The following is a 20,578-nucleotide window of genomic DNA, read 5'->3' as shown; positions in this document are numbered from 1 at the left end:
GGGCGCCATCGCGGCGCCCCTTCCCTTATCCCTTCGCTTCCACCACCTCGTCTTCCGGCGCTTTGCCGTCGATGCTGCCGCGCCAGCCGGTTTGCTGCACCCGCGCCAGCCGATTCTGATCCTGCTCGATGGCCGCGCTGAGCATTTCCTTGGCGCGCTGCAGGCTGGCGATGCGGAACTCGGTATCCTGGTAGTTCTCCAGCGTATCTTCCAGCATCTTCAGGTTGTAGCGGCGGAAGGTGTCCGCCTTTTCCCGCGCCTCGTAGGCATCCAGCCCCAGCAGCTCCAGCGTTTCGCGCCCGATGCGCAGCGAGCTTTCGAAGGTCTCGCGCTCCGGGTTTTCCACTCCCAGCTGACGCAGCTGATACCAGTGATCGACGTCGCGCGCGCGCGCCACCACCTTCAGGTGCGGGAAGTGGCGCTTGGCCAGCTCGGTCAGCTGCAGGTTGGCCTCCACGTCGTCGATGGCGTTGATCAGCACCTTGGCGTGCGCGGCGCCGGCGGCCTCCAGCAGATCGGCGCGGGTGGCGTCGCCATAGAACACCTTGGTGTCGAACTTGCGCAGCGTTTCGATATGGTCCGGATCGTGGTCCAACACCACGGTATGCACGCCGTTGGCCAACAGCAAGCGGCCGGCGATTTGGCCGAAGCGGCCGAAACCGGCGATGATCACGCTGGCGTTCTCGTCGTCGATCACGTCCGCCGGGCGCTCTTCCTTCGGCGCGTTTTTCTCCAGCCGCGCGGCGATCACCAACAGCAGCGGCGTGGCGGCCATCGACAGCGCCACCGCCAGCGTCAGCGACTTGGCCCAGTCCGGCGGCAGCACGCCCGCCAGCTGCGCCGCGCCGAAGATCACGAAGGCGAACTCACTGCCCTGGCCCAGCAAAATGGCGAACATGCCGCGCTGGCGTTTCGGCACCCCGAGCAACGGACCGATCAGCCACAGCAGCGCCGCCTTGATCAGCATAAAGCCCAGCAGCAGCGAGGCGATCAGCAACGGATGGTGGAACAGCGTGCCGAAGTCGATCGACATGCCGACGCCGATAAAAAACAGCCCCAGCAGCAGGCCCTTGAACGGCTGAATATCGCTTTCCAGCGCGTGGCGATACTCCGAGCTGGCCAGCAGCACCCCGGCGAGGAAGGCGCCCATCGCCATCGACAGCCCGGCCATCTCCAGCAGGATGCCGAAACCGAACACCAAAAACAGCGCCACGGCGCTGAACACCTCGCGCATGCCCGAACGGGCCACGAAGTGCAGCAGCGGGCGGGTGACATAGCGGCCGAGCAGCACCACCATCGCCAGCGCGCCCACCACCTTGGCCGCCGACATGCCGAAGGCGCCCAGCGTGGTGGCGGCGCCGCTGCTGGCCAGCAGCGGGATCATCGCCACCAGCGGGATCGCCGCGATATCCTGGAACAGCAGCACGGCAAACGCGCTGCGGCCGATCGGCGACGGCGTCAGGTTGCGCTCGCTCATCGCCTGCATGGCGATGGCGGTGGAAGACAGCGCCAGCGTCAGGCCGATCAGCAGCGCCACCTTCCAGTCGAGCCCGAGGAAGTAGCAGAAGGCGCTCAGCGCCAGCCCGCAGCCGGCCATCTGAATGCTGCCGCCGCCGAATACCGAGGCGCGCAGCGTCCACAGCCGCTTGGGATCCAGCTCCAGGCCGATGATAAACAGCATCAGCACCACGCCGATTTCGGCGAAGGTGAGGATAGACTCGGCGTCCGACACCAGCTTCAGCCCCCAGGGGCCGATAATGCAGCCGGCGATCAGGTAGCCCAGCACCGAGCCCAGCCCGAGACGCACCGCGATCGGCACGAACAGCGCGGCGGAGCCGAGATAAATCAGCCCCTCGATCATCAGGTTGTGATTATCCATGGCTGGCTCCCCGTTCCGCCGCTTCGCTGTTTTCCATCAGGTATTCGACCAGCCGCTGGCGGTAGGCCTCGCCGGCGGCAATCAGCGCCGGCTCGTTGCAGGTAAAGGTATTATGCACCGCGAAATAGGGCTGCCAGTTCATGCCGCAATAGAGCGCCGTCGCCTGCAGCGGCTGCGCCAGTGCGGCGAAGTTCGGGAAATCCCCCAGTGCGAAATGGTGTTCGTCACCGCCGCTGGTCACCGCCCACAGGCAGTCCTTGCCCACCAGCGCGTCGCCTTCGTGGCCGTAGGCCCAGCCGTGCTCCAGCACCTTGTCGATCCACAGCTTCAGCAACGGCGGAAAGCTGTACCACTGCATCGGATGTTGCAGCACCAGCATGTCGGCGCGCTCCAGCGCTCGCTGCTCGGCGTTGATATCGATATTGAAGTCGGGATACAGCTCATACAGCGAGCGCACCTCTACCTCGGGAAGATCCCTGACCGCCTGCAGCAGGCGATGATTGGCATGGGAATGCCGGGGGTAAGGATGGGCGTAAATAATCAGAATCATGGGGGTCGTCGTTCCTTCGTTCCTTGCCAATAGATCAAGCATATACCAACCACACAGGGTGACAGTTCGCTGATTGATTGATAGCGGAAATTTTTAATGCGTGGCAACAAATTAGCTGAATAAGATAAAAAAAGGGCGCTGCATTGCAGCGCCCTCTGGCGTCACGGCATGGCGATGTTACTTGCCGATGCGCGCGTGCATTTCCTGCACCGACGTCACCTGCTCGGTCGGGTCGGCCTTCAACGCCATCGCGGTGGCGAAGCCGCCGTTCAGCGTGGTGTCGTAGTGCACCTTGTACTGCAACGCGCTGCGGCGAATCAGCTTGGAGTCTTCAATCGCCTGCCGACCGGCCGTGGTGTTGACGATGTAGGTGTACTCGCCGTTTTTGATGCGGTCCTGAATGTGCGGACGACCTTCATGCACCTTGTTGACCAGGCGCGGGTTGATGCCCGCCTCGCCCAGCACCACCGCGGTGCCGTGGGTCGCATCCAGCTCGAAGCCCTGCTTCAACAGGCTGGCGGCCAGATCCACCACCCGCGCCTTGTCGCCTTCGCGTACCGACAGCAGCGCGCGGCCCTGTTTCTTCATGCCGGACTGGCTGCCGAGCATCGCTTTGGAGAAGGCTTCGGCGAAGGTGCGGCCCACGCCCATCACTTCCCCGGTGGAGCGCATTTCCGGCCCCAGGATCGGGTCGACGCCCGGGAACTTGTTGAACGGCAGCACCACTTCCTTCACCGAGTAGTACGGCGGGATAACCTCTTCTGTCACGCCCTGCTCGGCCAGCGTTTTGCCCGCCATCACCCGGGCGGCGACCTTGGCCAGCGGCACGCCGGTGGCTTTGGAGACGAACGGCACGGTGCGCGCGGCGCGCGGGTTGACTTCAATCAGGTAAACTTCGTTGTTCTTCACCGCGAACTGCACGTTCATCAGACCGCGCACCTGCAGCTCGAACGCCAGTTTCTCAACCTGCTGACGCATCACGTCCTGAATTTCTTTGCTCAGGGTGTAAGCCGGCAGCGAACAGGCGGAGTCGCCGGAGTGCACGCCCGCCTGCTCGATGTGTTCCATGATGCCGCCAATCAGCACGCGCTCGCCGTCGCAGATGGCGTCGACGTCCACTTCCACCGCGTCATCCAGGAAGCGGTCCAGCAACACCGGCGCGTCGTTGGATACGCTGACCGCATTCTGGAAGTAACGGCGCAGGTCGACTTCGTCGTAGACGATTTCCATCGCCCGGCCGCCCAGCACGTAGGAAGGGCGCACCACCAGCGGATAACCGATGCCGGCCGCTTTCTCTACCGCCTGCTCGATGGCGGTGACGGTGGCGTTGGCCGGCTGCTTCAGGCCCAGGCGGTTGACCGCCTGCTGGAAGCGCTCGCGGTCTTCGGCGCGGTCGATGGCGTCCGGGCTGGTGCCGATGATCGGCACGCCTGCGGCTTCCAGCTCGCGCGCCAGCTTCAGCGGGGTCTGGCCGCCGTACTGCACGATCACGCCCTTCGGCTTCTCGATGCGCACGATTTCCAGCACGTCTTCCAGCGTCACCGGCTCGAAGTACAGACGGTCCGAGGTGTCGTAGTCGGTAGAGACGGTTTCCGGGTTGCAGTTGACCATAATGGTCTCGTAACCGTCTTCGCGCAGCGCCAGCGAGGCGTGCACGCAGCAATAGTCGAATTCGATGCCCTGGCCGATACGGTTCGGACCGCCGCCCAGCACCATCACTTTCGGGCGGTCGTTGGTCGGGTTGGATTCGCACTCTTCTTCATAGGTGGAATACATGTAGGCGGTGTCGGTGGCGAATTCCGCCGCGCAGGTGTCCACGCGCTTGTAAACCGGGTGCAGACCGTAACCGTGGCGCAGCTTGCGGATTTCGCTTTCGGCGACGCCGGCCAGCTTGGCCAGGCGCGCATCGGCGAAGCCCTTGCGCTTCAGGGTGCGCAGGAATTCCGGCGTCAGGCCGTTGATGCCGGCCTCGGCCACCTGCTCTTCCAGGCGCACCAGCTCTTCAATCTGCACCAGGAACCAGCGGTCGACGTTGGTCAGGTTGAACACGCCGTCGACCGACAGGCCGGCGCGGAAGGCGTCGGCGATGTACCAGATGCGGTCGGAGCCGGCGTCTTTCAGTTCGCGGCGAATTTTGGTCAGCGCTTCCGGGTCGTCCAGACTCACTTTCGGGTCGAAGCCGGTGGCGCCCACTTCCAGGCCGCGCAGCGCTTTCTGCAGCGACTCCTGCTGGGTGCGGCCGATGGCCATCACTTCGCCGACCGATTTCATCTGGGTGGTCAGGCGGTCGTTGGCGCCGGCGAATTTCTCGAAGTTGAAGCGAGGGATTTTCGTTACCACGTAGTCGATGGACGGTTCGAACGACGCCGGGGTGCGGCCGCCGGTGATGTCGTTCATCAGTTCGTCGAGGGTGTAGCCCACCGCCAGCTTGGCGGCGATCTTGGCGATCGGGAAGCCGGTGGCTTTCGACGCCAGCGCCGAAGAACGCGACACCCGCGGGTTCATTTCGATGACGATCAGGCGGCCGGTTTTCGGGTTGACCGAGAACTGCACGTTGGAGCCGCCGGTTTCCACGCCGATTTCACGCAGCACCGCCATCGAGGCGTTACGCATGATTTGATATTCTTTGTCGGTCAGGGTCTGAGCCGGCGCCACGGTGATCGAGTCGCCGGTGTGGATGCCCATGGCGTCGAAGTTTTCGATCGAGCAGACGATGATGCAGTTGTCGTTTTTATCGCGCACCACTTCCATCTCGTACTCTTTCCAGCCGATCAGCGATTCGTCGATCAGCAGCTCTTTGGTCGGCGACAGGTCGAGGCCGCGCTCGCAGATTTCTTCGAACTCTTCGCGGTTGTAGGCGATGCCGCCGCCGGTGCCGCCCATGGTAAAGGAAGGGCGGATGATGCACGGGAAGCCGACGTCGGCGGCCACCGCCAGCGCTTCTTCCATGGTATGGGCGATGCCGGAACGCGCGGTATCCAGGCCGATCTTCTTCATCGCCACGTCGAAACGGCGGCGGTCTTCGGCTTTATCGATCGCATCGGCGGTGGCGCCGATCATGGTCACGCCGAACTCGGCCAGCACGCCCTGGCGCTCCAGCTCCAGCGCGCAGTTCAGCGCCGTCTGGCCGCCCATGGTCGGCAGCACCGCGTCCGGGCGCTCTTTCTCGATGATCTTGCGCACCACTTCCCAGTGGATAGGTTCGATGTAGGTGGCATCGGCCATTTCCGGGTCGGTCATGATGGTGGCCGGGTTGGAGTTGACCAGAATGACGCGGTAACCCTCTTCGCGCAGCGCTTTACAGGCCTGGGCACCCGAGTAGTCGAACTCACACGCCTGGCCGATGACGATCGGGCCAGCGCCGAGGATCAGGATGCTTTTTATATCGGTACGTTTTGGCATTTTTTTTGCTCCTGATTATTTGGCGTTAGAACGGTAAGTCTCAATCAGTTCGATAAAGTGATCGAACAACGGCGCCGCGTCGTGCGGGCCGGGGCTGGCTTCCGGGTGGCCCTGGAAGCTGAACGCCGCCTTGTCGGTGCGGTGGATGCCCTGCACCGTATGGTCGAACAGCGATTTGTGCGTCACCCGCAGGTTGGCCGGCAGGTTGTTCTCGTCTACCGCGAAGCCGTGGTTCTGCGCGGTGATCATCACGGTGCTGTTGTCCAGATCTTTGACCGGGTGGTTGCCGCCGTGGTGGCCGAGCTTCATCTTCACGGTTTTCGCCCCGCTGGCCAACGCCAGCAGCTGGTGGCCCAGGCAGATGCCGAACACCGGAATGTCGGTCTCCAGGAACTGCTTGATAGCGGCGATGGCGTAGTCGCACGGCTCCGGGTCGCCCGGGCCGTTGGACAGGAAGATGCCGTCCGGCGCCATCTTCAAGACATCGTCAGCCGGGGTCTGCGCCGGCACTACCGTCAGGCGGCAGCCGCGATCCACCAGCATGCGCAGGATGTTGCGCTTGGCGCCGTAATCGTAGGCCACCACGTGGAACGGCAGTTCCTCGGCGGTTTTGGCTTCCGGCAGCTCGCCTTCAAGCGTCCAGCTGCCCTGCTGCCAGCTGTAAGACTCCTGGGTGGTCACTTCCTTCGCCAAATCCATGCCTTTCAGGCCAGGGAAGCCCTGCGCCTTGGCCAGCGCCAGCGCGGCGTCCGGCGAGTCGGCGGCGATGATGCAGCCGTTCTGGGCGCCCTTCTCGCGCAGCAGACGGGTCAGCTTGCGGGTATCGATATCGGCGATCGCCACGATGTTATGGCGCTTGAGGTATTCGGACAGGCCTTCTTCGTTGCGGTAGTTGCTGGCAATCAGTGGGAGGTCGCGAATGACAAGGCCTTGGGCGTGAACGGCGGAGGATTCTTCGTCGGAAGCATTGGTGCCGACATTGCCGATATGAGGATAAGTAAGAGTAACGATCTGGCGGGAGTAGGAAGGATCAGTGAGGATTTCTTGATAGCCGGTCATCGACGTATTGAAGACCACTTCCCCCACTGCCGTACCCTCTGCCCCGATGGCCCGACCGTGGAATTGGGTTCCGTCTTCCAGAACCAATAGCGCTGACTTAATCAAAACACCCTCCGAGGAATAATCAATCACAATATTTGCATATTAATTCAGATATCGCGATCTAAATCAATGCAAAAACCGTCCGCGAGGCCAATTTTTGGCAAATTGGGCGCATTTTAATGATGAGTGCCTGCCTTGTCTACCCAAAGCGCCATTTTTTCTCTTATTTTTGCAGTTTTCGCGGTTTAATGGGCTCAGCAGCCATAAAAACACAGCTAAACTTGGGTTGGTAAACGGTTGCGAGACACAATGACAGAAATTTGCGGCCTGACGGGCTAAAACAAGGTTAAAAAATAACTCTCGCGCGAAAAAAGGCGTGCAAAGCCAACTTAAACACACGAAAACAAGACTTACACTGCGAAAGTAAAATAAGATTGGTGTTTTTGATGTTAAAAAAAAGGACAATAAAATTATTGTCCTATTATCATAGCATTATGATTAATATAACCACATCACGATGGTATTCAGATTAATTATAACCGGTCAAGATTGAGCACGTCTCGCATATCAAACAGACCTTTATCATGGCCATGCAGCCAAGAGGCCGCCTTGACCGCGCCGCTGGCAAAAGTCATGCGGCTGGAGGCTTTATGCGTGATTTCCACCCGCTCGCCGATATCGGCGAACATCGCGGTATGCTCGCCGACGATATCCCCGGCGCGAATGGTGGCGAAGCCGATGCTCTTCGGATCGCGTTCGCCGGTGTGGCCTTCACGCGCATAAACCGCGCAGTCTTTCAGGTTGCGCCCCAGCGCGCCGGCGATCGCTTCGCCCATCGCCAACGCCGTGCCTGACGGGGCATCCACCTTGTGGCGGTGGTGCGCTTCAACAATTTCGATATCGGTGTAGTCGCCCATCACCTGTGCGGCCTTCTCCAGCAGCTTCAACACCAGGTTGACGCCCACGCTGAAGTTGGCGGCGAACACGATACCGATATGCTGCGCCGCATCGCGGATCGCCTGTTTGCCGGCGTCGTCGAAGCCGGTGGTGCCGATCACCATCGCCTTGCGATGCGCCACGCAGAAATCCAGATAGCCCAGGGTGCTTTCCGGCCGGGTGAAGTCGATCAGGATATCGAAGTCATTCGCCACCTGGTCCAGGCCGTCGCTGACGGTAACGCCCACCGCGCCGATGCCCGCCAGTTCACCGGCGTCGACGCCGATCAGGCTGGACCCCGGGCGCGACAGCGCCGCGCCCAGCACTACGCCTTCCGCCTGCTGCACCGCCTGGATCAATTGGCGCCCCATGCGGCCGCCGGCGCCCGCAATCGCAATGCGGATATGTGAATCAGTCATGCTTGCTCTCTTGTTGATTTAACGCCTATCCCTGCAGGCTTATTCCTCAGGGTAACTGCCCCACCTGACCATCGCCAGAGGATTCATTTCATAATTAGAAAATTATGATATCCCCCGATTTTCATCAGCAACGCTGTCAATGGGTTAACATTCAGCCAGCCGAGCTGCCTGAGACGATTGTACATAATCATGCAGTTTCCATGCAGAAAAAAAGCATAAAAAAGGCGCCGCGAACGGCGCCTGGGGCTGCGGCTAACAGCGGTTACGCCGTGATGGCGGCCACTTCGGTGGCGATAGCCGCCAGCGCGTCGTGGCGGGCAAAGTCGTCACGCACCAGCGCCGCACGCTGCCGATAGGCCGGCTGCCGCAAAATGCGGCTTGCCGCCGCCTGCAGCTGGGCGCGGTCCGGGTGGCTGGTGTGCAGGTTGATGCCGCAACCGGCCGCCACCACCCGCATAGCCGCCTCCGGCTTATCCTCGCCGGTGCCGGCGACAATCAGCGGCACGCCGTGGTCCAGCGCGTAGTTGATCGAGCCGTAGCCGCCGTTGGTGATCAACAGCGCCGCCTCCGGCAGCCAGCGTTCGAAAGAGATAAACTCCCGCACTCTGGCGTTGTCGGGCAGCGAGTCCATCAAGCCCTCGGTCGCCCGGCCGCCGGTGGTGGCCAACACCCTCACCGGCAACTGCGCCAGCGCGTTCAGCGCGGGAACGATCAGCTGATGCAGATCCACGTTGGCCAGGGTGCCCTGCGTGACGATCACCAGCGGCCGATCGTCGGCCGGCTCCCAGTCGATATCCTCAACCGCCGGCTGGCCGCCGCCGCGCAGCGGACCGACCAGGCGCACCCCGGGCGGCAGATCGTCACGCGGGTACTCCAGCGCGCCGGTCGACAGCTGCAGGAAACGCTCGCAGCCGCCGATCAGCTCATCGGTGAACTGGCGGTGCAACGGTCGCCCCCCCGCCTGCGCCAGCGCGGCATTGAAGCCGTGCTGCACCTGGTCAATCAGCCGCTGGGTCGCTTCGTCCACCAGCTGCTCGCGGCGCAGGTCCTGCGGCAGCAGCGCCGGCGGAATACGCGGCCCGTAGAAGACAGAATCGCGCGATGAATACGACAGCGGCGTGACGCCGATGCCGAACACCGGCGGCCGCCCGCTCGACTGCAGCAGCGGCAGCACGCCGTAGAAGCAGTTCTCCACCATCAGCAGATCGGTCGCCTCGGCGGCGATCGCCGCGCGCAGCTGGCGGTCCAGCAGCGGGATCGGCGCGGCGAAGAAGTCTTTCAACGCCAGCGCCATTTGCGCATTGCCCGGCGGCAGCGCGGCGCGCTCGGGGAAGTGCCGCTCCAGGTGGCGGTAATCGAAATCCACCAGCGCGTCGAAGGGCACAAACTGCGCGCCCGCCGCCTCGGCGCGTTCGCGGAACAGCGCGCCGGTCATGACCCGCACCCGATGCCCTTGCGCAATCAGGTAGCGGGCGATGCTCAGCATCGGGTAAACGTGCCCGGGGGTGGCGACCGCCGCCATCAGTATCCTTGCCATAAGCGTCCTTTAAGCCTCTGCGTTGGCCGGCTTCAGCGCCGGATTGGCGCACACCGGGTTGCTCTGAATATGCACGCGCTGCAGGTGGCGGGCGGAGCGGGCGGTGAAGCCCTCGCGGCCGTGCAGCAGCGAGAAGTTGTCCGCCACCACCACGTCGCCCTGCCGCCATTGATGGGCGTAGTAATGACGCGGATCGTACAGATGTTGCTGCAGGGTATGATGGAACTCCTCCTGCTGCTCCGCCGGCACGCCGTGGTATTCCAGCGCATGCTGATTGAGGAACTTTTTGCCCTCCGTCGGCGGTTCATTGTAGCGCATGATCCGCCCCCTGCCGTTCGGGTGCTCCACCACCAGCGGTGAATGCACCTCGCCGCCGTAGTGCACCACCTGCTTGATGCGGTAGGTGATCGACACCGCCCGCCACAGGGCCAGCAGCGCCTCGTCCGCATTGGCCAGCAGCCGGGTGGTGTCGACGAAGGTGGTGCGCCCGCCTTCGTCCTGCGACGGCGCCGCCACGCAGTGGAACAGCTGAAATTCCGGAACGGTCGGCTTGTACATGCCGTCCCAGTGCAGCGGCACGTAGCTGCTGTCGAAGATATGGTCTTTGGCGTCCGGATGCTCCTTCACGTCCAGCACCGCGCCGAACGGCCACATCATGATTTCGCCCCACAGATCGGCGTAGCGGGTCAATACCTGCGGATCGTCAAACCCCGAACTGAAGCCGCGCAGCACCAGCAGATGGTGCTGTTGCGCCAGCGCGCGCAGCGCCGCCACCGGCAGGGAGGCTATCTGCTGCCCGGGGTGTTGCGGGGTCAGTATGGCGCCAAACGGGGCGTTCAGCTGGATATGGCAATTGAGCGGTGGGTGGTTCATGGTGGTTCTCCTTGCATCGAATGGGCTGCTCACAGGGCAACGGTGCCGTTAAAAACGCGCCCGCCAGGGTTGCGGGAGCAAATCAGGCCGCTTACGGCTGTTCGATCCGGTAATGGCTGGGTTCGCCGCGAATTTCCACCAGCTCGCCGGCCAGCTGCTGCGCGTCTTTGCGCTTCATCAGCACAAACTGGCCGTTGACATTGGCCGCCACGCCGTGCCACGGCGTCAGCCAGTCGTCTTTGGTCGGCATCATGTGGATGCCCATTTTCAGGCTATCGGCGGGCTGCGGGTGGATCGACAGCCGGATCGCCGCCGGGAAATGCTGCGCCAGCAGATTGCCCCAGGCCCAGCTGCGCTGGATCACGCCGCAGGCTCGCCGCTTGGCGTCTTTCTGCAGAGCGGCGTTGGAGCCGCTGTAGCCCGGCAGTTGGCTGTCTTCGTACAGGAAGCGGGTGATGGCGCGGTACAGCATCAGTCCCTGCTCATCCTGCATCAGCCGCTGTTTGATCGTCTCCTCCGGCTCGGCATAGCCGCTCACCAGCAGCTGGCGCAACAGATCGCAGTCATCGGTATGCTCCGCCAGCCCTTCGACGTCCCCCAGGTTGAACAGGCTCAGATGCGTGGCCCCCACCTCGTGCAGCAGGTTTTCTATCGCGCGTTGATAACGGTTGATGGCGTCGTCGCCGACGCGGATCAGATCGCCGAACACATGGCCGTCGGAACAGATCACAATGTGCGCGCCCGGCGGGTAATAAAGCTGAATGCGCTGGCAGAGAGAGTTGAGGAAGATCAACGACAGCCGCTCCGCCATGTCCGGCATCGCGCCGATCACTTTATGGGTGTTGGGCGATTTGGTTGGAAACGCCGGCAGCACAAATTCAATGCGCCGGTCATTTTCAATAAATGCCCGAATACGCGGTAATTGCACCTGGGTGACCTGCCGTTCCTGTTCGGCAATCGGCGTTTCATCGCCGGGAAAACGCCGACGGTATTGCAATAACTCATGCAGGATTTTTGACGCTATTTTATCTATAGGGGTGCTGTCCACAATTAGCTCCTGTTGCGATGCGGCGCGGCTGCATTATGAATAAACGCAATGAGACTTTTCAAAAAGAAGAAATCCGGCGAATAAAAATAATGGCTAACCCGCGGTTTATATGCTTCAGGCAATATAGAAGAGATGGTGCTATATTATTAGCCCATATAATTTACAATCTTGGTTAAGTTGTGCTTAACAAACTATGAGTAATATTCTAAAACGCATGGCCATTTTCTCAAAAGTTGTCGATTGCGGCGCGTTCAGCATGGCGGCAAAAGAATTGGGCATTACCACTTCCGCCGTCAGCCAGCATATCCGCCAGCTGGAGAATCACCTGGGCATTCAATTGTTGTTGCGCTCCACGCGCTCGCTGAGCCTGACCGAGGCCGGACTGTGCTTTTATGAAGACTGTCTGCTGATGATCCACGCCGCCGAACGCGGCCAGCAGCGCATTGCCGCACTGCGCGGTGAACTGGTGGGCGAGCTGCGCGTAGCGACCTCTACCGAGTTCGCCACCCATTACCTGGTGCCGGCGCTGCAAAGCTTCCTCGATGAACACCCGCGCCTCACGCTGCGGCTGGAGATCCACGATGAAAAGATCGACCTGATTGGCCAACGCATCGATCTGGCGATCCGCGGCGGGGTGCTGGCCGATTCCAGCTACGTCTCCACCCGCCTGGCGCGCTTTCGCGAAGTGCTGTGCGCCTCGCCGGCCTATCTGAACAGCCATGGCGTGCCGGATCAGCCGCAGGCGTTGCTGCGCCATCAGTGGGTCACCTTCACCCCGTTGGGCAATCCGCAGTTTGTGCGCCTGCTCCATCAGGACGGCGGTGAACACCGGCTGCGCCTGACCGGCCGCCTGTTTACCAATAACGGCATGGCGATGAAAGAATTGGCCCTGGCCGGCAAAGGCATCATTCGTAATTTCTTCGCCAACGTCGAGCGTGAATTGCGCAATGGCGAGTTGATCGAGGTGTTGCCCGACTGGCGATTGCCGGAAATTAATTGCTACGCGATTATGCCGCGTCGTGAGATCCAGCCATTAAAGGTTCGGCGCCTGTTGGAACACATGAAGGTTTATTTACAAGAAAAAGGATTGAGCGCTTTAGACCATCCTTACGCCAAATAAAATAAGAAACATCTGCAACATCAGGTTTTGTAATTATTGTTTTTAACGTGCCAACGCCAGCATTTATTTAGATCGCAGACTAATGATATTTATATTAATGACTTTACCTTCGCTCATATAATTAATTTTCCGATTTTAATTCAAATACTCAGAATAAATTTAACTTAAATTAGCAGAAAATTTGAATATCATAATGAATAGGGTTTTTCTCCCGCCTGCCTGCCGCCAAACGTAAAACGGGGAGCCAAGGCTCCCCGTTGCAACAGCGGGTTGATCCGCTCACTCGACCTGCCTGATATCCACACGCAGCTCTTTCGGCACTTCAAACACGATGTTCTCTTCACGGCCGCTGATTTCATGCACGTCTACGCCGCCCAGCGCCTTCAGGCGGCTGATGACGTCCTGCACCAGCACGTCGGGCGCCGACGCCCCGGCGGTAACGCCGATGTTGCGCGCGTTGCTCAGCCAGGCTTCCTGAATGTCCGCCGCGGAGTCGATCAGATAAGCCGGCTTGCCGACGCGCTGGGCCAGTTCCGCCAGGCGATTGGAATTCGACGAGTTCTTCGAACCGACCACCAGCACCACATCCGCATCGCCGGCCAGGTTGCGCACCGCTTCCTGACGGTTGGTGGTGGCGTAACAGATGTCGTCCTTGCGCGGCCCGATAATGCTCGGGAAACGCTGACGCAGGGCGTCGATCACGTCGGAAGTGTCATCCACCGACAGCGTGGTTTGGGTCATAAAGCACAGGTTGCTTTCGTCCTTCACCTGCAGCTGCCAGACGTCTTCCGGCGACTCAACCAGGTACATGCCGCCCTTCGGGTTGCTGTACTGGCCCATGGTGCCTTCCACTTCCGGATGGCCGGCATGGCCGATCAGGATGGCTTCTGTGCCGCGCCGGCTGGCGCGCGCCACTTCCATATGCACCTTGGTCACCAGCGGACAGGTGGCGTCGAACAGCATGGTCAGATCGCGCGCCTTGGCTTCGGCGCGCACCGCCTGCGACACCCCGTGCGCCGAGAAGATCAGAATCGACCCGTCCGGCACTTCGGCGATCTCTTCGATAAATACCGCGCCGCGCTCGCGCAAGCTGTCGACCACGTAGCGGTTGTGCACCACCTCATGCCGCACGTAGATAGGCGCGCCGTAAATCTCCAGCGCGCGCTCGACGATACTGATCGCACGATCAACCCCGGCGCAGAAGCCGCGCGGGTTAGCCAGCAATATTTGCATGCGTCTCCTCCTGCTGCGGATCGATCTCCAGCACTTCGATATCGAAGGTGACCGGATGGCCCGCCAGCGGATGGTTGAAATCAACGGTAATCGACTCTTCCGCCACTTCACGCACCACGCCCGGCATTTCGCTGCCGTCGATGGCGGTAAACAGCATGATGGTGCCGACGTCCGGCACGCCGGTTTCGGCGAAGTCGCGGCGCGAAAAGAACTGGATCAGATCCGGGTTCTCCGCGCCGAACGCCGCTTCCGGCTGCAGCGTAAAGGCGCATTTGTCGCCGGCGCGCAGGCCGAGCAGCTGCGCTTCCAGCGGCGCCGACAGGCTGCCGTCGCCCAGCCGGAACAGCGCCGGCTTGCCGCTGCTGCGGGTGGATTCGGCGGTCGAACCGTCTTCCAGTTTCAGCGTAAAGTGAACCAGCACTGCGCTGTCACCGATAACCTGAGCCGTCATATTACTCACCTTTACTCTTTGCGCCTTTGTTCGCCGGCGACAGGAAACCTTCCAACACGATCATCGCCGCCCCGACGCAGATAAAGCTGTCCGCCAGGTTGAAGGTCGGGTAATGCCAGTTGCCGACGTAGAAGTCGATAAAGTCGACCACGAAGCCATGCCACAGACGATCGAACAGATTGCCGAGCGCGCCGCCGATGATGAAAGCATAGGCGATGTTGTTCAGCTTCTGCTGCGCGCTGCTGCGGTACATCATCACCAGCAGCACCGCCACGATGGCGACGGCGATGCCGGCGAAGAACCAGCGCTGCCAGCCGCCGTGATCGGCCAGGAAGCTGAACGCCGCGCCGTAGTTGCGCGCATAAAACAGGTTGAACGACGGGATCAATGGCTGGGACTGGCCCAGCACAAAGTTACCGAGGATCCACTGCTTGCTGGCGAAATCCAGCACCAGCACCACCAGCACCAGCCACAGCCAGCGCAGGCCGGTCGAACAGATTGGTTTACTCATCAGGCAAACTTACGCTTTTCGCCGTCGCCGGCTACGTTGGTCACACAGCGGCCGCAGAGGTCTGCGTGTTCCGCCACCAGGCCGATATCGGTGGTGTAATGCCAGCAGCGCGGGCACTTCTCACCTTCAGCGGTGCCGAAGGCGATTTTCAGGCCTTTCAGCGATTCCGCGGTCTGTGCGTCCGCCGGCGCATCGGCCAAAGGCGCGACGCGCGCCGCGGAAGTCAGCAGCACGAAGCGCAGCTCGTCCTGCAGGCTGTTCAGACGCGCAGCCAGCTCGCCGTCGGCGTACAGCGTTACCGCCGCTTCCAGCGAACCGCCGAGGCGTTTGTCGGCGCGCGCCTGCTCCAGCACCTTGTTCACTTCGCCGCGCACTTTCAGCAGCTCGGCCCAGTAGGCGTCGTTCATGCTTTCGCCTTCCGCCAGCCCGAACAGGCCGTCGTACCACTCTTCGGTGAACACGTACTGCGCGCGTTTGCCCGGCAGGAAGCCCCAGATTTCATCGGCGGTGAACGACATGATCGGCGCCATCCAGCGCACCAGCGCTTCCGCGATGTGGTACAGCGCGGTCTGGCAGCTGCGGCGCGCGACGCTGTCGCTCTTCGCGGTGTACTGGCGATCCTTGATGATATCCAGGTAGAAGGAACCCATCTCGACCGAGCAGAACTGCATCAGGCGCTGCACCACTTCGTGGAAGTCGTAGCTGGCGTAAGCCTGCTCGATATCCCGCTGCGCCGCCAGCGCGCGGCCGACCGCCCAGCGATCCAACACCACCATGTCTTCCGGCGCCACGCAGTCGGTGCCTGGCTCAAACCCGTTCAGGTTGGCCAGCAGGAAACGCGCGGTGTTGCGGATACGGCGGTAAGAATCTGCGGAGCGCTTGAGGATCTCGTCGGACACCGCGATTTCGCCGGTGTAATCGGTCGACGCCACCCACAGGCGCAGAATGTCGCCGCCCAGCTTGTTCATCACGTCCTGCGGACTGATGGTGTTGCCGATCGACTTGGACATCTTGCGGCCCTGGCCGTCGACGGTGAAGCCGTGGGTCAGCACTTCCTTGTAAGGCGCCTTGCCCTTCATGGCGGTGGAGATCATCAGCGATGACATGAACCAGCCGCGGTGTTGGTCGGAGCCTTCCAGATACATGTCGGCGCCATGACCGTTGAACTCGGGGCGCACGTCGACCACCGAGGCGTGGGTCGAACCGGAGTCGAACCACACGTCGAGGGTGTCGGGCACTTTCACGTAGTCGGCGGCGTCCGCGCCGAGGATATCGGCGGCGTCCAGATCCCACCAGGCCTGAATGCCTTCCTGCTCAACGCGCTTGGCCACTTCTTCCATCAGCTCGACGCTGCGCGGGTGCAGCTGCTCGGTGTCTTTGTGCACGAACAGCGACATCGGCACGCCCCAGGTGCGCTGACGCGAGATGCACCAGTCCGGGCGGTTGGCCACCATCATTTCGATGCGCGCCTGGCCCCAGTCCGGGATCCACTGCACGCCCTTGATCTCTTCCAGCGACTGTTGACGCAGGCCCTTTTGGTCCATGCTGATGAACCATTGCGGCGTGGCGCGGAAGATGATCGGCGTCTTGTGGCGCCAGCAGCATGGGTAGCTGTGCACCATTTTTTCCACGTGCAGCAGCGCGCCTTGCTCGCGCAGCAGCTCCACGATCGAGTCATTGGCCTTGAACACGAACTTGCCGTCCAGCAGCGGATGCGTGCCGGTCAGGTAGCAGCCGTTCGGCCCCACCGGATTGGCGATCTCCAGACCGTATTTCTGGCTGATCACGAAGTCGTCCGGGCCGTGGCCGCCGGCGGTATGCACCGCACCGGTGCCGGCATCCAGCGTCACGTGCTCGCCCATGATGGCCGGCACGTCGAAATCCATGAACGGGTGCCGGAAGCGCAGCAGCTCCAGATCCGCGCCCTTGCAGCTGCCCAGCACCGTCCATTCGGTGATGCCGGCGCGTTTCATCACGCTCTCCACCAGCTCGGCCGCCAGGATCAGGCATTGGCCGTCCACCTGCACCAGCTGATAGCTGAATTCCGGATGCAGCGAGATGGCGCGGTTGGCCGGCAGGGTCCACGGGGTGGTGGTCCAGATCACCAGCGAGATGGCGCCGCTGAAGTGGCTCACGCCAAACTTGGCCGCCACCGCGGCCGCGTCGGCCGCATGGAAGGTGACGTCGATCGACGGCGACGTTTTGTCGTAGTACTCGACTTCCGCTTCGGCCAGCGAAGAGCCGCAGTCGGTACACCAGTGCACCGGCTTGGCGCCTTTCAGCAGGTGGCCGTTGCTGATGATCTTGCCCAGCGCGCGGATGATGTTGGCTTCGGTTTTGAAGTCCATGGTCAGGTACGGGCGATCCCAGTCGCCCAGCACGCCCAGGCGGATGAAGTCTTTCTTCTGGCCTTCAACCTGCTCGGCGGCGTATTCGCGGCATTTCTGGCGGAATTCGGCCGCGCTCAGCTTCTCGCCCGGCTTGCCGTACAGCTGCTCAACCTTCAGTTCGATCGGCAGACCGTGGCAGTCCCAGCCCGGAACGTAAGGCGAGTCGAAGCCGGCCATCCCTTTCGACTTGATGATAACGTCTTTGAGAATCTTGTTAACCGAGTGACCGATGTGGATGCTGCCGTTCGCATACGGAGGGCCGTCATGCAGAATGAAGGATTTTTTGCCCTTTTTGGCAGTACGAATCATCCCGTACAGATCCTGTTCATACCAACGTTGCAGCATGCCAGGTTCGCGCTTGGCCAGATCGCCGCGCATCGGGAACCCTGTTTCCGGCAAGTTCAGGGTATTCTTGTAGTCACTCATGAGATTCTCGTTTCCGTTTTCGGCTATTTACCCGTCGCACGGCTCAGCGTGCTCGGGGTAAACGATTAAACCAGTGTTTTTAACCCGAAGAACTTCCGGGCCGTCACCACATCATTGGCGATTTGCTGCTTCAGGGCATCGAGCGAAGCAAAACGCTGTTCATTGCGCAATTTCGCGCGGAGCACCACGTCAATATGGCGCCCGTAAAGATCCATCGTGACATCCAGCAGATGCACTTCCAGCTGCTGGCGCACGCCGGCAACGGTCGGGCGCGTGCCGATATTGGCCACGCCCGGGAGCGGATCGGCCCCCAGGCCGTACACCTCCACCGCATACACCCCCTTCACCGGCGCAACCAGGCGCTTCAGCGGCAGGTTGGCGGTAGGAAAGCCGATGGTGCGGCCCAGTTCGTCGCCGTGCACGACCCGGCCAGAGATGCTGTACGGATGGCCCAGCAGATTTTCCGCCAGCGGCAGGTCGTCGTCGCGCAGCGCATTGCGGATCGCGGTGCTGCTGATGCGCCGATCGCCTTCGCGGAAGGTCGGCGTGCTGACCACCTCGAAGCCGTACTCTTTTCCGGCCTGCTGCAATAGCGGAAAATCGCCCTGGCGGCCTGCGCCAAAGCGAAAATCATCCCCGACCATCAGGAATTTCACGCCGAGTTTTTCCACCAGCAGCTCGGCGACGAACGCCTGTGCGGTGTTGGCGGCGAAACGCGGATCAAACTTGACGCACAGCAGGTAGTCTACCCCCGCCTGCGCCAGGTATTTGGCCTTGTCACGCAAGCGCGTGAGACGGGCCGGCGCCTTGTCCGCTGCGAACATTTCCAGCGGTTGCGGCTCAAAGATCATGACCATCACCGGCAGCCCGAGGCGTTGCCCCTCTTGCTTCAGCTGCTCCAGCAACGCCTGATGACCGCGGTGTACGCCGTCAAAGTTGCCGATGGTGAGCACGCAACCATGGTGGCGCGCCCGGATATTATGGATGCCGCGAATTAGCTGCATAGCTGGCTCAAAACAGTGGAAATCGGCGGATTATACCTTGTACAGCCGGTAAGGTTAACCCGCGATTGGTGCCTTTATGTAATAGACATACCATACCGGAGATAATCTGCGGGTGAAACGGCTTCGCCGCAGTTTATCCCGCGTCCCGCCGCCGATAATCGACCGCCGCCAACGGCTTGCGCTCATCGCGGCAAATCATTGGTGAATTTTCTCGCGAAACACTGTATTCCCATGACCGAAGCTGGTAAAATCCTGCGCCATCACAACGTAGCAAGTGCCGCCCGTACAAACGGCGCTTATTTGCACAAATCCATTGACAAACGAAGGCTAAAAGGGCATATTCCTCGGCCTTTGAATTGTCCTCAATAGAATATATTTGGGAGTTGGACCTTGGCTAATATCAAATCAGCTAAGAAACGCGCCGTACAGTCTGAGAAACGCCGCAAGCATAACGCTAGCCGTCGCTCAATGGTGCGTACCTTCATCAAGAAGGTAGACACAGCTATCGCAGCTGGCGACAAAGAAGCAGCACAAACCGCATTCCTGGTAATGCAACCACTTGTGGACCGTCAGGCAGCTAAAGGTCTGATCCACAAAAACAAAGCAGCGCGTCATAAGTCAAACCTGACTGCACGCATCAACGCAATGCAATAAGCATTTCGTTATCTGCTTGGTAAAAAAACCGGCCTAGGCCGGTTTTTTTATATCCTGCGTTTGCCGCCAGGCTAGCAGGAAAACAGCGCCGAAAAGTCCTTGTTGCACACCCGCTGCACCGCCGGATGCTGGATCATGCGCTCGGCAAAGATGATGTAGTACTCTTCCTGCACGCTATCAATCCGCCCGATCTCCACCACGTTGTCATCGTTATAGGTATCCTGCGCATACAGCGTCGGCGCCACGAAGATCGCGTTGTGGTACATGCCGAAGGCCTTCATCAGCGCCGCATCGTCGAACTCGCCCAGGATCTCCACCTGGATGCCCTGGGTGTTGAACCAGTTGAGCAGCTTGCGCCCCAGCATCGAGCGGCGGCCGGGGATCAGCAGCTTGCGCTGCTCCAGGCAGGCGGGGAACGGCAAATCCGGCGCCGGCTGGCGACAGAAGAAGCTGATGCCGCACTCCCCCAGCTTCAACGAGAACAGCCCCTCTTGCTGGCTGGAATCCACCGGGCAATCCGACAGGATCATATCCAGCTTATGCTGGCTGAGCTGCTCCAGCAGCATCTCGTGGGTCGATTCGAAGCAGCGCAGGTGAATTTGCTCGTTGTCCACCACCACCGCGGTTTCCAGCACCTGGCTGACCAGCCGTTTGGACAACGCATCCGCCACCCCGACGTCGAACAGCAGGTTGGACTCCTTGCGATAATTGACGATATCCAACATTTCCTGGCTGAGCATGAACATTTTATCGGCGTAACGGAAAACCAGCTGCCCCAGCTCTGACGGCACCAGCCCGCGCCCCTGCCGTTTGAACAGCTTGCCGTCCAAACGCTCCTCCAGCGCCTTGATCTGGCCGGTGATGGTCTGCGGCGTCAGGAACAGCGCTTCGGCGGCGCCCACCACCGAGCCTTCCTTGCAAACCTGCCAGAAGTAGTAAAGGTGATTAAAGTTGATATGCGACATCCTCACGAGCGGCTCTCCTTAACGTTTCGCATCGACAGACGTTCTGCCGTGACGAGCGACAAACTTCCTTTCCCTGTTT

Annotated in this window: 16 protein-coding genes; 2 read left to right on the top strand and 14 right to left on the bottom strand. The window is 61.0% G+C overall.

Going from position 1 to position 20,578, the window contains the following annotated elements; translation table 11 throughout:
* Nucleotides 1–25: 25 nt before the first annotated feature.
* From kefC to pvcA, 8 genes are all read right to left on the bottom strand, one after another.
* On the bottom strand, nt 26–1,879 hold the full coding sequence (gene kefC, locus CKW09_RS03700) for a glutathione-regulated potassium-efflux system protein KefC (RefSeq protein WP_061794923.1): 1,854 nt from the start codon (nt 1,877–1,879) through the stop codon (nt 26–28).
* On the bottom strand, nt 1,872–2,429 hold the full coding sequence (gene kefF / locus CKW09_RS03695) for a glutathione-regulated potassium-efflux system oxidoreductase KefF (protein ID WP_061794922.1): 558 nt from the start codon (nt 2,427–2,429) through the stop codon (nt 1,872–1,874). Before kefF ends, kefC begins: the two co-directional genes overlap by 8 nt.
* 177 nt (nt 2,430–2,606) lie before the next feature.
* A complete protein-coding gene (carB, locus tag CKW09_RS03690) occupies nt 2,607–5,831 on the bottom strand; it encodes a carbamoyl-phosphate synthase large subunit (RefSeq protein WP_061794921.1) in 3,225 nt (1,074 codons plus the stop codon).
* 15 nt (nt 5,832–5,846) lie between these two features.
* On the bottom strand, nt 5,847–6,995 hold the full coding sequence (gene carA / locus CKW09_RS03685; RefSeq protein WP_073970226.1) for a glutamine-hydrolyzing carbamoyl-phosphate synthase small subunit: 1,149 nt from the start codon (nt 6,993–6,995) through the stop codon (nt 5,847–5,849).
* Between the two features lie 470 nt (nt 6,996–7,465).
* Complete coding sequence (gene dapB, locus CKW09_RS03680; protein ID WP_061794919.1) at nt 7,466–8,287, bottom strand: 4-hydroxy-tetrahydrodipicolinate reductase; 822 nt, start codon at nt 8,285–8,287, stop codon at nt 7,466–7,468.
* 262 nt (nt 8,288–8,549) lie between these two features.
* The gene (locus tag CKW09_RS03675; RefSeq protein WP_095095707.1) at nt 8,550–9,809 is read right to left on the bottom strand and encodes a glycosyltransferase; all 1,260 of its coding nucleotides are present in this window, start codon (nt 9,807–9,809) and stop codon (nt 8,550–8,552) included.
* A 24-nt stretch (nt 9,810–9,833) separates the two neighbouring features.
* Nucleotides 9,834–10,697, bottom strand: a complete 864-nt coding sequence (locus tag CKW09_RS03670) for a TauD/TfdA dioxygenase family protein (RefSeq protein WP_061794917.1) — start codon at nt 10,695–10,697, stop codon at nt 9,834–9,836.
* 91 nt (nt 10,698–10,788) lie between these two features.
* Nucleotides 10,789–11,745 (bottom strand): L-tyrosine isonitrile synthase, encoded by a 957-nt coding sequence (pvcA, locus tag CKW09_RS03665; protein ID WP_061794916.1) that lies wholly within the window; start codon nt 11,743–11,745, stop codon nt 10,789–10,791.
* Nucleotides 11,746–12,001: 256 nt separating this feature from the next.
* Here pvcA and CKW09_RS03660 point away from each other — a divergent pair, with 256 nt between their 5' ends.
* Nucleotides 12,002–12,865: a LysR family transcriptional regulator gene (locus tag CKW09_RS03660; protein WP_231922121.1), complete on the top strand. Its 864-nt coding sequence runs from the start codon at nt 12,002–12,004 to the stop codon at nt 12,863–12,865.
* Between the two features lie 279 nt (nt 12,866–13,144).
* On the opposite strand, the gene ispH is transcribed toward CKW09_RS03660, so the two are convergent.
* The 5 genes from ispH to ribF form a co-directional block, all read right to left on the bottom strand.
* A complete protein-coding gene (gene ispH, locus CKW09_RS03655; RefSeq protein WP_061794914.1) occupies nt 13,145–14,098 on the bottom strand; it encodes a 4-hydroxy-3-methylbut-2-enyl diphosphate reductase in 954 nt (317 codons plus the stop codon).
* Entirely contained in the window at nt 14,079–14,549 is a 471-nt protein-coding gene (gene fkpB, locus CKW09_RS03650) for an FKBP-type peptidyl-prolyl cis-trans isomerase (RefSeq protein ID WP_061794913.1), read from the bottom strand. The genes ispH and fkpB overlap by 20 nt, the downstream gene beginning before the upstream one ends.
* 1 nt (nt 14,550) lies before the next feature.
* Nucleotides 14,551–15,060: a signal peptidase II gene (lspA, locus tag CKW09_RS03645; protein WP_061794912.1), complete on the bottom strand. Its 510-nt coding sequence runs from the start codon at nt 15,058–15,060 to the stop codon at nt 14,551–14,553.
* Nucleotides 15,060–17,876 carry an isoleucine--tRNA ligase gene (ileS, locus tag CKW09_RS03640; RefSeq protein WP_061794911.1) on the bottom strand — a complete coding sequence of 939 codons (2,817 nt, stop codon included), beginning with the start codon at nt 17,874–17,876 and terminating at the stop codon, nt 15,060–15,062. The genes lspA and ileS overlap by 1 nt, the downstream gene beginning before the upstream one ends.
* A 65-nt stretch (nt 17,877–17,941) precedes the next feature.
* The gene (gene ribF / locus CKW09_RS03635) at nt 17,942–18,880 is read right to left on the bottom strand and encodes a bifunctional riboflavin kinase/FAD synthetase (RefSeq protein WP_061794910.1); all 939 of its coding nucleotides are present in this window, start codon (nt 18,878–18,880) and stop codon (nt 17,942–17,944) included.
* A 390-nt stretch (nt 18,881–19,270) separates the two neighbouring features.
* Here ribF and rpsT point away from each other — a divergent pair, with 390 nt between their 5' ends.
* Entirely contained in the window at nt 19,271–19,534 is a 264-nt protein-coding gene (gene rpsT, locus CKW09_RS03630; RefSeq protein ID WP_061794909.1) for a 30S ribosomal protein S20, read from the top strand.
* 71 nt (nt 19,535–19,605) lie between these two features.
* Here rpsT and nhaR read toward each other — a convergent pair whose 3' ends face one another.
* Nucleotides 19,606–20,505 (bottom strand): transcriptional activator NhaR, encoded by a 900-nt coding sequence (nhaR, locus tag CKW09_RS03625; protein ID WP_061794908.1) that lies wholly within the window; start codon nt 20,503–20,505, stop codon nt 19,606–19,608.
* Between the last annotated feature and the right edge of the window lie 73 nt (nt 20,506–20,578).

It is taken from the genome of Serratia ficaria, assembly GCF_900187015.1.
In the GTDB taxonomy this organism is placed as follows: Bacteria; Pseudomonadota; Gammaproteobacteria; order Enterobacterales; family Enterobacteriaceae; genus Serratia; species Serratia ficaria.
Note: the sequence above shows the minus strand (reverse complement) of the source record. Positions and strands in the feature narration are given on the sequence as shown.

Excerpts from the sequence above, each read along its gene's own strand:
- kefC (WP_061794923.1), bottom strand. The coding sequence starts at position 1,879 with ATGGATAATCACAACCTGATGATCGAGGGGCTGATTTATCTCGGCTCC.
- kefF (WP_061794922.1), bottom strand. The coding sequence starts at position 2,429 with ATGATTCTGATTATTTACGCCCATCCTTACCCCCGGCATTCCCATGCC.
- carB (WP_061794921.1), bottom strand. The coding sequence starts at position 5,831 with ATGCCAAAACGTACCGATATAAAAAGCATCCTGATCCTCGGCGCTGGC.
- dapB (WP_061794919.1), bottom strand. The coding sequence starts at position 8,287 with ATGACTGATTCACATATCCGCATTGCGATTGCGGGCGCCGGCGGCCGC.
- CKW09_RS03675 (WP_095095707.1), bottom strand. The coding sequence starts at position 9,809 with ATGGCGGCGGTCGCCACCCCCGGGCACGTTTACCCGATGCTGAGCATC.
- CKW09_RS03670 (WP_061794917.1), bottom strand. The coding sequence starts at position 10,697 with ATGAACCACCCACCGCTCAATTGCCATATCCAGCTGAACGCCCCGTTT.
- CKW09_RS03660 (WP_231922121.1), top strand. The coding sequence starts at position 12,002 with ATGGCGGCAAAAGAATTGGGCATTACCACTTCCGCCGTCAGCCAGCAT.
- ispH (WP_061794914.1), bottom strand. The coding sequence starts at position 14,098 with ATGCAAATATTGCTGGCTAACCCGCGCGGCTTCTGCGCCGGGGTTGAT.
- fkpB (WP_061794913.1), bottom strand. The coding sequence starts at position 14,549 with ATGACGGCTCAGGTTATCGGTGACAGCGCAGTGCTGGTTCACTTTACG.
- lspA (WP_061794912.1), bottom strand. The coding sequence starts at position 15,060 with ATGAGTAAACCAATCTGTTCGACCGGCCTGCGCTGGCTGTGGCTGGTG.
- ileS (WP_061794911.1), bottom strand. The coding sequence starts at position 17,876 with ATGAGTGACTACAAGAATACCCTGAACTTGCCGGAAACAGGGTTCCCG.
- ribF (WP_061794910.1), bottom strand. The coding sequence starts at position 18,880 with ATGCAGCTAATTCGCGGCATCCATAATATCCGGGCGCGCCACCATGGT.